Source organism: Bradyrhizobium sp. MOS002 (assembly GCF_003020115.1).
Lineage (GTDB): Bacteria > Pseudomonadota > Alphaproteobacteria > Rhizobiales > Xanthobacteraceae > Bradyrhizobium.
Window position 1 is genome coordinate 118,959 of sequence record NZ_PYFX01000002.1, and the last position, 11,515, is coordinate 130,473.

Annotated in this window: 8 protein-coding genes and 1 pseudogene; 6 read left to right on the plus strand and 3 right to left on the minus strand. The window is 61.9% G+C overall.

What is annotated here, in order from left to right; all coding sequences use genetic code 11:
• Positions 1-95: 95 nt before the first annotated feature.
• Positions 96-358 (plus strand): annotated as a pseudogene (locus C7G41_RS38180) (DUF1488 family protein); the annotation flags it as partial.
• Between the two features lie 122 nt (positions 359-480).
• On the opposite strand, the gene C7G41_RS05245 reads toward C7G41_RS38180, so the two are convergent.
• From C7G41_RS05245 to rpmB, 3 genes are all read right to left on the minus strand, one after another.
• Positions 481-2,118, minus strand: coding sequence for a hypothetical protein (locus C7G41_RS05245; protein ID WP_146159748.1), 1,638 nt, complete (start codon positions 2,116-2,118; stop codon positions 481-483).
• Between the two features lie 59 nt (positions 2,119-2,177).
• The gene (locus tag C7G41_RS05250) at positions 2,178-3,305 is read right to left on the minus strand and encodes a DUF4297 domain-containing protein (RefSeq protein ID WP_106941584.1); all 1,128 of its coding nucleotides are present in this window, start codon (positions 3,303-3,305) and stop codon (positions 2,178-2,180) included.
• A gap of 268 nt (positions 3,306-3,573) precedes the next feature.
• Positions 3,574-3,885, minus strand: a complete 312-nt coding sequence (rpmB, locus tag C7G41_RS05255; protein ID WP_007604603.1) for a 50S ribosomal protein L28 — start codon at positions 3,883-3,885, stop codon at positions 3,574-3,576.
• Positions 3,886-4,574: 689 nt separating this feature from the next.
• Between rpmB and C7G41_RS05260 the strand changes: the two genes are divergently transcribed.
• From C7G41_RS05260 to C7G41_RS05290, 5 genes are all read left to right on the plus strand, one after another.
• The gene (locus C7G41_RS05260) at positions 4,575-5,384 is read left to right on the plus strand and encodes a DUF3108 domain-containing protein (protein ID WP_199198193.1); all 810 of its coding nucleotides are present in this window, start codon (positions 4,575-4,577) and stop codon (positions 5,382-5,384) included.
• Positions 5,385-6,075: 691 nt separating this feature from the next.
• Positions 6,076-9,483 (plus strand): helicase-related protein, encoded by a 3,408-nt coding sequence (locus C7G41_RS05275; RefSeq protein WP_106941586.1) that lies wholly within the window; start codon positions 6,076-6,078, stop codon positions 9,481-9,483.
• A 22-nt stretch (positions 9,484-9,505) separates the two neighbouring features.
• Positions 9,506-9,775, plus strand: coding sequence for an RNA-binding S4 domain-containing protein (locus tag C7G41_RS05280; RefSeq protein ID WP_106941587.1), 270 nt, complete (start codon positions 9,506-9,508; stop codon positions 9,773-9,775).
• A 132-nt stretch (positions 9,776-9,907) separates the two neighbouring features.
• Entirely contained in the window at positions 9,908-10,246 is a 339-nt protein-coding gene (fdxA, locus tag C7G41_RS05285; RefSeq protein ID WP_007599264.1) for a ferredoxin FdxA, read from the plus strand.
• Positions 10,247-10,590: 344 nt separating this feature from the next.
• Positions 10,591-11,433 (plus strand): CarD family transcriptional regulator, encoded by an 843-nt coding sequence (locus C7G41_RS05290; protein WP_199198194.1) that lies wholly within the window; start codon positions 10,591-10,593, stop codon positions 11,431-11,433.
• Positions 11,434-11,515 lie beyond the last annotated feature (82 nt).

Consider the following 11,515-nt stretch of genomic DNA (forward strand, 5'->3'; position numbering starts at 1 on the left):
GAAAGTTGCACAAAAGCGCAACCAGTGCGGGTGATCAATAAGACCTTGGCTTAGCTAGTAGCACTACGGGGTGGCTCGTTGCGCGGTGGCAAGTGATGGAACGACATCTGAGTCTTGGATCGTCGCCACGTCGCATGAACGTCTGGGCACTCTCTCTGCAGGAAGGCACGAAGGAGATCGCCTGCGCGATCTCGACCTCCGCCATGGACAACCTCGAGCGCGGCCCGCGCGCCAGGCCGAAGAGCAGTTCATCCGCCTGCGCGAGCGCATCGAAGCCTGCACCGGACGCAAATATCAGGCGACGGAGTTCGAGGGCACGCCGCCAGGGATCGTGTTGAGGAGCATGATTTTCGGGGGTAGGGGGAGCGGGTGGCCTCACGCATCAGTTGCGGCAGCGTCGGTCTTGCGCAGGCAGCGATGGAGCTCCAGGACGTTGCAGCTGTTCTATGCTTCTCAGCCGGCCGCAACATTTCAGTTGTACTACCTGCGCCTCAGCATCTGGGCAAAATACGGCTTCATGTGCCGCGCAACGGCCTCATAGTTGTCTCGACTGAGCAGTCTGTATTTGTCTTCGGTTCTTATCGTGTGACCATGATACCGCACGCCGTGTAGACCGACTGTTCCAAGGATAATTTGCGTGCCCGCTGGAGCACCATTCAGGCATGCTTCGATCATACGCGCAGCATTCTCGGGGTCTTGGTCTTGCTGCACCGGCGTATCAATCACAAGGGGGCACGAGGCTGAACCGGTTGGAGAATGCATCGTATGGATGAATGCCAAATAATAAGCAAGCAGAGCCCGGGGAAGGTCGCTGCCGGTCTCACTGATCGAACAGTCGATTCTCTTATAGCCCTTCTCAGATAATTTTGGCACCTTCAGCTGCGTCACAAAACTCTTCATATGAGAGAAGTAGCGATCCTTTATTGGCTTTTGGTTCTTCGTGTTCTCATACGATTTCATAGTGAGTTGAGCTTCATCGGACTTCGCATCTAGCCCGCCTATCGTAGCGTCTAAGTCACGGTGCTCTTCGGTCAGCGCTATGTCTACCAGACGCTCACTTTCTCCTGCGATCAGGTCGCGAAGCTTCAATTCACCCCGTTCCTCGTCAAGCAAGGCGTTGATGCGTTGAATATTTTCAGTGAACGTTCCAAACTTGCGGCGTTGAGAAATGATCTGTTCGTCGATGACATCGATTTCATGCTGAACTTCTAATAATAGACTGCGACACGACTCAGCATCCGAGACAAGGCCGAACTTGTTCGAAAAATCGTTCGTGTGAATTGTTCCGCAAGTCGGACAAACGATCTCAGGATCTGCTGAATCGCGAAGGAATTCGTAGTCGGCATCAAGCTCCACCAAGGCATTCGACGCCAATTCCTTTTGTTCTAGAAGCGCCATGCGCTTAGAGCTCAGGTCAGACAGAACACGTTGAACAGCATCTTGGTGCCGTTGCAGTTCTTCGCATTCGTTCAATAGTGCCGTCACTTGTTCGCCAAACGACGCCGGGACTAGATCAAATCGTATGCTTTGCCGTTCGCGATTCCTCAGTCGCTTGCCTGCGCGGTCCAGTGCGCGCTTCTCTACTTTGAGGTTATCCTTCGCTCTCTCTGCTTCTAACTTCAAGCCTTTGGCCACGTAATATTCATTCGGCAATAAGCCGGCGTGAAAGTAAGACACGTCATGTCGATAACCTTCAAACATCTGAAGGCGCGCGAACGAACTCCAGGTCTTTAGCCAGCCGATGTCTTGGTCAATATAAAAGGGCAGGAAGCAATACGCCGGCGGCGGGACTACTTGGTCACCGCTTCGATTCTGCAATGTCAGCCTGAAGTCGAGAAGTTCGGCCAACTGAGGCGCAACCCTGTCCGTAACGCTAGAGGCTTCCCAAACCATTTGCCCACTTTGGTCGAAGAGCCCGAAGAAGCTTCCTGTTCGCAGGATGCTGTAAGAATCTTGGTTGACCGTAAAATCTAGAAGCAAGTCTACCTTGAGCGATTGCCAGTCAGAGCTGACTTTATAGGCGTCGGCTCCAAAGGCAGCGTAAATCGACTTTATCAAACATGACTTGCCTGTATCATTTTCGCCGAGCACTACCGTTGTCTTCGAGTCGAACTTCACGACTCTCGCCGACTTCTCGAGCTCGGAGCACAGATACAGTTTTTGAAATCGCAAGCTTTTCATAGCTGCGCGTTCGCAGGTTGCGGATTAGCCGCTTGAAGCGCTCCTGACGGGTCATGTGTGAATACCTCGTATATAATCATCACTTTGAGACGGGCCGATTTGAATAGTGGAAGGGCGGCCATCGCAAATGGCTCTACTGATGGATAAACTTTAGCTACGAGTTCTTGCAGTTGCAGGCTAAGGCTTGAGCAAGCGTCGATCTCGACTCGGATCTTGTCGCGCACGAGATTTACGGCAAGGTCATTCGAGTCCAGCGCGACGGCTCGGTATCGCTTCCACTCGCGTGACAGCTCTGCGACGGACAGAACATCTGAAAGATCGAGGTGGATCGCGATTTCGTTCCAGGGGGGCGTGCTATGTGCAAGTTCAATCGCTTTTAGCCAGCCGTCTACCTGGTCTTTGGTTATGGATTTGCGCCTGACCAATTCATCAAAATCACGTATTGACCCGGTGTATTTCGAGCGCAGACGGCATTCCTCCACGATTGTTTTGTAGACGCTGTCGGGATTGAACTCTATTGGGCCGAGTTGGCCGTGAACGAATTCGACTAGCTTGCCTTTGATGTGCGCTGAGCTGTCCTGCAGACTCAAATCGGCTCTGACGAAATGCAGGAGCTTGTCAACGGTAGTTGCCGAGGCCGTAGGATATTCCGCCTGCAGCTTCGTGGTTAGCTCGGCAAGTGTATTCGGCTGTGCATCCGACATATCGCAGTCTGTCGCCGCGGCGTCGAAGAACTGACAGGGGACATTAGACACGAACGCAAGTCTAACTGTTTCGTTCGGGAAAATGGCGTAGTTCGAATAGAGTTTGCCGACATGGGACGGCAAGAGGCCATTGTTCGGATCGTTCTTCCGCTTTTTTCGATTGGTGAGCTCCGTCAGAGTCCAATGGCCTTTTGACTTAGTCTTCACTTGATAGAAGGAGGCATTTGTGGGGTCGGAAGAACTATTGAGTAGGACAATGTCATCATGAAACTCGAACGAAATTGCGTAGTCGGAACCTGTCGCGTGGTGCGCAAAAATCAGCGTCAGGCCCCATAGTGCCTGATAGTCGTAGCGCTGAGCGCCGGTCTCTCCCGATTTCTCTCGCTGCGGCTCCGCAACAAGCCTATCCGCAAATGGCAAAACGCCCTCGTGCTTAAAAGCCGCTAAGGCACTCTAATGAGAATGCTTCTATAACAACTATTACGAGCATATTCGTGCGGTGAACGATATCGTTAAATAGTTGGGTAGCTGCGTTCTCTTGGTGTCGCAGAATTGGAGCGCGAATTGGTTGCAGCGCGGAGCCTCCCAAAAACAAAAACGGCCGGATCTTCCGATCCGGCCGTCACGCAAAACTCTTCCGGCTAAGCCTACGCCTCGCGACGCAAGCCCCCGCCCAATCCGAAAATTCTTAGCTCGCCTTCTTCGCCGGCGCGGGAGTCGGGCCGACCTTCTTCTGGATGGCGCGCTTCAGCTCGAGGGCGCGCGGCGACAGCACGGCGGCCTTGGCCTTGAGCAGGAAGGGATCGAGGCCGCCATTGTGGTCAACGCTCTTGATCGCGTTGGTGGAGACACGCAGGCGCACGTTGCGGCCCAGCGCTTCGCTGATGAAGGTCACGTTGACCAGGTTCGGCAGGAAGCGGCGCTTGGTCTTGATGTTGGAGTGGCTGACCGTGTGGCCGACCTGGGGGCCCTTGGCCGTCAATTCGCAGCGGCGAGACATGGTAAAATCCTCAATCTTTCCCAACGATGTGCGGCCGCCATTCGGGGCGCCACGGGCAAATTCTCTGTCCTTGCAGGGAGCGGGCGGACGTATAGGGGGGAAGGGGCGGGACGTCAAGGCGACGGGCCGTTTTTGGCCCGTCGTCCCGGGGCGCGCGAGAGCGCGAAACCGGGATCTCGAGCGGCATATAAAGCGCTGTCATCGCCCGGCTTGCCGCCTTCGCTGAAGCTTCGGCGGGCCGAGCACCGGTGTGGGCCTCGGCGTAGCCTTGGCGGAGCCGGGACCGGGCGATCCAGTACGCCGAGCTGGTGCGGCTGACCAGAGGGGCCGCGGCGTACTGGATGCCCCGGTCAAGCCGGGGCATGACAGCGGTGGAGGTGGCGGGGTGAGGTGCGCGCTTCTGACCCGTCTGGATCACCAAAACGGCAATGATTATCGCGCCTTACCATCACATAAAGGGCGTATTCGCGCCCGAAGACTCCAGTGGAGTTCCGGACGCGGATAGGCCCGGACGCATTGCTTGGCGCGGTTTTTGGCTTAAGTAACAACCGTTCGCGCCCCGATTGGATTGTTTCGTGCTCACAACGCCTCATCTTGCGCCGAGCCTGCGCCCAAAAGAGCTGCGCTCAGCGGAGCGGCGCGCAAGGTATCCGCGCGTAAGCCATCAGCGCTCTGCCGGCCGCTGGGTCATGGCGGCCCTTGGCGGGCTGGTTCTGGCGTGGGCGGCGGAGCCCGCGGCGGCGCAGGGCAAGCTCGAAGCGCAATACGAGGCGACGCTGGCGGGCATTCCGGTCGGCAAGGGCGCCTGGAACATCGACATCCAGGACGACGTGTTCGCGGCCGCGGCCTCCGGCGGCACCTCGGGGCTGCTGAAATCGTTCGCGGGCGGGTCCGGCACCGGCGCCTCGCAGGGCCGCGTGGTCAACGGCGCGCTGGTCGCGACCGGCTACCAGGCCTCCACCACCACCTCGAAGAAGACCGAAGAGATCCGCATCACGCTCGACAAGGGCAATGTGAAGGATTTTGCCATCGTGCCGGAGCCGCCGGTCGATCCCGACCGCATCCTCGTCACCGACGCGCATCGCCGCGGCGTCTGGGATCCGATGACGGCCTCGCTGGTGCGCGTATCCGGCACCGGCGACGTGCTGTCGGCGGATGCCTGCCAAGGCAGCGCCGCCGTGTTCGACGGCCGCATGCGCTACGAGCTCAAGCTCGATTTCAAGCGCGTGGAAAACGTGAAGGCGGAGAAGGGCTATCACGGCCAGGTCGTGGTCTGCTCGCTGTATTTCGTGCCCATCGCCGGCTACATCCCCGACCGTCCGGTGATCAAATATCTCGCCGCCCAGCGCAACATCGAGGTCGCGTTCGCGCCGATCGCCGGCACGCGCGTCCTGGTCCCGTTCTGGCTGAAAGTGCCGACCCCGCTCGGGCCGGCCATGCTGGAAGCCACGTCCTTCATCACCAGCGCCCAGCCGCCCAAGGTCGCGAAGACGCAGTAGGCGTTGCCCCGGCCTCGCTGCCGTAGCCCGGATGAAGCGAAGCGTAATCCGGGGTTCTTCGCTTCGGCTCCCCGTATTCCGCTCCGCTCCATCCGGGCTACGGCCCTGCCTTTTTAGCGAAAATAAAACCAAGCAATTTCAACGACATGCCTACTGTGTATGGGGTTGTTTTCGCACTTTTTGTTTGGAGGGGGCCGAGGATCGGGGAATCCATTTGACTCCTCCCCGATTCTGATTCGACTCCGCGCCGTCCCCAGCTTTAACGAATCCGCCACCGAAACGTCGCTTGTGCGGCGGGGCAAAACTCCATCTAGTGCAACCCAACAAGCCTCCCGCGACATCTTGCGTGAACGGAACAGGACTCAAGGGGGAGTCAGCGATTCGGCCGCGATTCGTTCTCAACTCGTTCCGAAGCTTAAAGCCAACGGGAAAAGCGTCGCAAAGTGAGACAGTTGCGCGGGATTTGGGGAGACTGCTCCCACACGCTCGGTGTCATCGCCCGGCTTGACCGGGCGATCCAGTACGCCGAGGCGCCTGTGGTTGAGCGGAGAAGCCGCGGCGTACTGGATGCCCCGGTCAAGCCGGGGCATGACAGCGGAGAAGCCGCAGCGAGGTGACTTCCAGGCGCTTCGCGCCACCGCCCCAAAACAGCACTGACATTCGCCCCAATCGCCATTACCTAATCCCCCAGATGCCTTTTTCCTCCTCCCCCTTCGCTTCCGAGCGGCTCCCCGGCGCCGGCGTCACTGCGGTGCTCGGCCCCACCAACACCGGCAAGACCCATCTCGCCATCGAGCGGATGCTCGCGCATCCCTCCGGCATGATCGGGCTGCCGCTGCGCCTGCTCGCGCGCGAGGTCTACAACAAGATCGCCGCACGGGTCGGCCCCGATGCCGTCGCGCTCGTGACCGGCGAGGAGAAGATCAAGCCGAAATCGCCGCGCTACTGGGTCTCGACCGTCGAGGCGATGCCGCGGGATCTCGACGTCTCGTTCCTCGCCGTCGACGAGGTGCAGATCGCGTCTGATCTGGAACGCGGCCACGTCTTCACCGACCGCATCCTCAACCGCCGCGGCCGCGACGAGACGCTGTTGCTGGGCGCTGCGACGATGCGTCCGATCATCGAGCGGCTGCTGCCGGGCGTCTCCATGATCACGCGGCCGCGCCTGTCGCAGCTGGAATTCGCCGGCGACCGCAAGATCACGCGGCAGCCGCGCCGCACCGCCATCGTCGCGTTCTCGGCCGACGAGGTCTACGCCATCGCCGAGCTGATCCGGCGCCAGCATGGCGGTGCCGCCGTGGTGCTGGGCTCGCTGTCGCCGCGCACCCGCAATGCGCAGGTTGCGATGTTCCAGAACGGCGAGGTCGATTACCTCGTCGCCACCGACGCCGTCGGCATGGGCCTCAATCTCGACGTCGACCACGTCGCCTTCGCTTCCGACCGCAAGTACGACGGCTACCAGTTCCGCCGCCTGACGCCGTCCGAATTCGCCCAGATCGCCGGCCGTGCCGGCCGCGCCACCCGCAACGGCACCTTCGGCACCACCGGCCGCTGCGCGCCGTTCGAGCCCGAGCTCGTCAATGCGCTGCAGAACCACACCTTCGATCCCGTGAAGGTTTTGCAATGGCGCAATTCGAAGCTGGATTTCGCTTCCCTCGGCGCGCTCCAGGTCTCGCTGAACCTGGCCCCCGGCCATGAGGCGCTGACGCGCGCGCCGATCGCTGAGGACATGCGCGTGCTCGACCACGCCGCCCGCGACGCCGAGGTGCGCGATGTCGCGCATGGCAAGGACGCCGTGGAACGGCTGTGGGAGGCCTGCCAGATCCCGGACTACCGAAAACTATCGCCGGCCGCCCATGCGGAGCTGGTCACGACGCTCTACGGCTTCCTGATGCGGAAGGGATGCATCCCCGACGCCTGGTTCAGGACCCAGATCGACCAGGCCGACCGCGTCGACGGCGATATCGACACGCTGTCGGCCCGGATCGCGCAGATTCGCACCTGGACCTTCGTCGCCAACCGCCCCGACTGGCTGAAAGACCCCGAGCGCTGGCAGGGGATCGCCCGCGAGGTCGAAAATAAATTATCGGATGCGCTCCATGAACGCTTGACTGAGCGTTTCGTTGATCGCCGGACCAGTGTATTGATGCGCCGCCTGCGGGAGAACACGAGCTTGAATACGGAAATCGGCAAGACCGGCGAAGTCATCGTCGAAGGCCATGTCATCGGCCGCCTCGATGGCTTCACCTTTGCACCGGATGCGGCGGAAGCCGGCTCCGATGCGAAAGCGTTGCAGGCTGCAGCGCAGGCCGTGCTCGCCGGCGAGATCAACACGCGCGCCGAAAAACTAGGCAATGCGCCGGACGAGCAGTTCGTGCTGACCTCGGAAGGCATCATCCGCTGGACCGGCGACGCCGTGGCGCGGCTGTCTGCCGCAGAGGACGCGCTGCATCCGCGCATCCGCATCATCTCCGACGAACGCCTCACGGGCGCTCCCCGGGACAAGGTGCAGGCCCGGCTCGACCTCTGGCTCAAGACGCATATCGAAAAGCTGCTCGGGCCGCTGTTCGAGCTCAGCAAGGCCGAGGACGTCACCGGCATCGCCCGCGGTATCGCCTATCAGCTCGTCGAGGCGCTCGGCGTGCTGGAGCGCCCGAAGATCGCCAACGAGCTGAAGGACCTCGATCAGCCCTCGCGCGCGACCTTGCGCAAATACGGCGTCCGCTTCGGCGCCTATCACCTCTATTTCCCCGGCCTGCTCAAGCCGGCCGGGCGTGCGCTGGCCGCGCTGCTCTGGGCGCTGAAGCAGGACAATGTCGATCCCTCCGCGCTGTCGGGCGCGCAGCATCTGGCGAGCTCCGGCCGCACCTCGTTCCCGGTCGACAAGCAGCTGCCGCGCGATGCCTATCGCGTGCTCGGCTACAAGCAGGCCGGCGAGCGCGCCGTGCGCGTCGACATCCTGGAGCGCTTGGCCGATTTGATCCGTCCGGCGCTGGCCTGGCGCGAGAATGCGTCCGGCGAAAAGCCCGCCGGTGCCTTCGACGGCCGCAGTTTTGTCGTGACGCAGGCGATGACGTCGCTCACCGGTTCGGCCGGCGAAGACTTCGCATCCGTGCTGCGTGCGCTCGGCTATCGCATGGACAAGCGCCCGCCGCTGCCGGTAAAGCCCGCCGCGGCTGTTGCCGACGCGGCTGTTGTTGAAGCCTCCGGCGAAGAGACGCAAGCAACCGAAACGCCGGTCGAGGACGCCGCAGCGCCCGCCGACACCGCGATCGAAGCCGCCGCCGAGCCCGTCACCGTCGAAGACGCGCCCGGCATGGAGCAGCACGACGAGCCGGCGCACGACGAGCCGGCGCTTGAGGCTTCCGTCACGCCGGAAGACGCTCCCGGCATCGCGCCACCTGCGGAAGAGGCTGCGGCACCCGTTGAAGCTGCTGAGGCCGCTCCCGCCGAAACTGCGCCTGACGAAACTGCGCCTGCCGAGACTGCTGCAACCGAAGCCGCTGCGTCGGCCGATGCGCCTGCGGAGGCCGCGGCCACGCCGGCTGAGCCCGAGCTCATCGAAGTCTGGCGTCCCGCCGGCCGTCACGACGATCGCAAGCCGCGCCACGAGCGCCATCGCAACCAGCGTCACCAGCCGCGTCCGCAGGCGGCTGCTGAAGCCGGCACCGCGCCTGCCGAAGGCGAAGCCGCGCCTGCCGCCGACGGCGAGAAGCGCGGTGAGCGTCATCGTCATGGCGGCGGTCATCGTCGCGATTCCGGTCGCGATGGCGGCAGGGACTTCCGCAAGCCGCGCGAAGGTGGCGGCGAAGCCGCGCCGCGTCCCGAGGGCCGCGACGACAAGAACCGCCGCTTCGAGGGCAAGAATGGCGGCAACAAGGACCGCGACAACAAGGGCAAGTTCGGCGGCGATCGCGACAAGGGCCGCGACAACCGTGGCCGCGACCGCGACAAGGGTCGCGACCGCCAGGGCGGACCGTCGCTGCGCCCCTACGCATCGAGCGCCACCCCGCGCGAGCGCGATCGTCCGGTCGATCCGAACTCGCCCTTCGCGAAGCTCGCTGCGCTGAAGGAGCAGCTGTCCGGGCGTAAGGAGTGAGCCCACGACCGAGCGGCAGCGCATCGACAAATGGCTGTGGCACGCGCGGGTGGTGAAGGCACGCACCTCCGCGGCCGAGCTCGTCGAGTCCGGTCATGTTCGCGTCAACGGCGCACGCGAGAAATCGCGGGGGCATGCGATCAAGATCGGCGACGTGCTCACCATCGCGCTCGATCGCACCGTGCGCGTCTTGAAAGTCACCGCCTTCAACGAGCGCCGCGGCGATGCCGCCTCGGCCCGTGTGCTCTACGAAGAGCTCAGCGAAGGCCACCCGAATTCTCAGCGCAATTAATTGCGCTTTGAATTCATTTCTTGGTCGATCAAGCGCATAAAGCCGTCATGATCGACCGTTCCTGAGCTTGCGGCGCCGGGCCATCCGCGCTACGCAAGCCGCGACTTTTAAAAGAGCTTTTCGGAGCGTTGGATGACTTACGTCGTCACTGAAGCCTGCATCAAGTGCAAGTACACCGACTGCGTCGAGGTCTGCCCGGTCGACTGTTTCTACGAGGGCGAGAACATGCTCGTCATCCATCCTGACGAGTGCATCGATTGCGGCGTGTGCGAGCCGGAATGCCCCGCCGATGCCATCAAGCCGGATACGGAACCGGGCCTGGAAAAGTGGCTCACGGTCAACGCCGACTACGCCAAGAGCTGGCCGAACATCACCCAGAAGAAAGAATCACCTGCCGACGCCAAGGATTTCGACGGCATGGAGGGCAAGTTCGACAAGTATTTCTCGGCGAACCCCGGCTCCGGCGACTAATTCGGGCCAAACTTAACCCTAATAGCGGCGTTACCGCCGAAAACCAGCCCTTAAGACCCCTAAATCATTGATTTTTGCGGGAAATGTGCTATATTGGGCACATTGAGCCGAACCCTGGTTAGCCCCGTCGGCCCCGTTGGGTTCCCGTGAAACCAAATGTCGAACAGGGGCGTGGCAGTTTCCGCGCGCAGGCTGTGTCACAGAAAACGCGTAAAAAGAGTACTTCAGCGAAGGCTTCCCATAAGGACGCCAAGAAAGTCGCCGCGGCCAGCCGTAGCGCATCCAAGGGTCGGACCGCGACGAAGGCGCCGGCTGCAAAGTCCTCGAAGAACAAAAGAAGCGCAATGCCTAACAAGACTGCCAAGCCGGCCGCGAAAGCGACCGTTGCCAAGCCTGTTGCCGCCAAGCCTGCCGCCAAGCCCGCTGTTTCCAAGGCACCCGCTGCCAAGGCTCCCGCTGCCAAGCCCGCCGCGCCGAAGGCTCCTGTTGCTGCTGCGCCTGCCAAGGCTCCCGTCGCTGCCGCCAAGCCGGCCGTGAAGCCTGCGGCTGTTGCGCCGAAGGTCGAGGAAAAGAAGGTCGTGACCCAGCGTCAGGGCTTCAAGGCCAACGAATTCGTCGTCTATCCCGCTCACGGCGTCGGCCAGATCCTGGCCATCGAGGAGCAGGAGATCGCCGGCGCGAAGCTCGAGCTGTTCGTCATCAACTTCATCAAGGACAAGATGACGCTGCGCGTGCCGACCGCCAAGGTCGCCAATGTCGGCATGCGCAAGCTGTCCGAGCCCGCGCTGGTGAAGCGTGCGCTCGAGACCCTCAAGGGCCGTGCCCGCGTCAAGCGCACCATGTGGTCGCGCCGTGCCCAGGAATACGAAGCGAAGATCAATTCGGGCGACATCGTCGCGATCGCGGAAGTCGTGCGCGACCTCTATCGCTCCGAGTCGCAGCCCGAGCAGTCCTACAGCGAACGCCAGCTCTATGAAGCCGCGCTCGACCGTCTCTCCCGCGAGATCGCGGTGGTGCAGCACTCGACCGAGACCGAAGCGGTCAAGGAGATCGAGGCCCAGCTCGCCAAGAGTCCGCGCCGCACCGGCGCCAAGTCCGAAGCCGCCGAAGGCGAGTCCGATACGGACGCCGAGGGCGACAGCGACGAGACCGATGGCGGCGCCACGGTCGCCGACGAGGCCGCGTAAGCGTCTCCCGCGTTCATCGCAACAGATCAAAAGCCCGGCCGGTTGGCCGGGCTTTTTTTGGCGCGCCGGCTGATCTTGCTCA

Bases quoted from the DNA above. Each gene is read 5' to 3' on its own strand.
- rpmB (WP_007604603.1), bottom strand. From the start codon at position 3,885: ATGTCTCGCCGCTGCGAATTGACGGCCAAGGGCCCCCAGGTCGGCCAC.
- C7G41_RS05260 (WP_199198193.1), top strand. From the start codon at position 4,575: ATGGCGGCCCTTGGCGGGCTGGTTCTGGCGTGGGCGGCGGAGCCCGCG.
- C7G41_RS05275 (WP_106941586.1), top strand. From the start codon at position 6,076: ATGCCTTTTTCCTCCTCCCCCTTCGCTTCCGAGCGGCTCCCCGGCGCC.
- fdxA (WP_007599264.1), top strand. From the start codon at position 9,908: ATGACTTACGTCGTCACTGAAGCCTGCATCAAGTGCAAGTACACCGAC.
- C7G41_RS05290 (WP_199198194.1), top strand. From the start codon at position 10,591: ATGCCTAACAAGACTGCCAAGCCGGCCGCGAAAGCGACCGTTGCCAAG.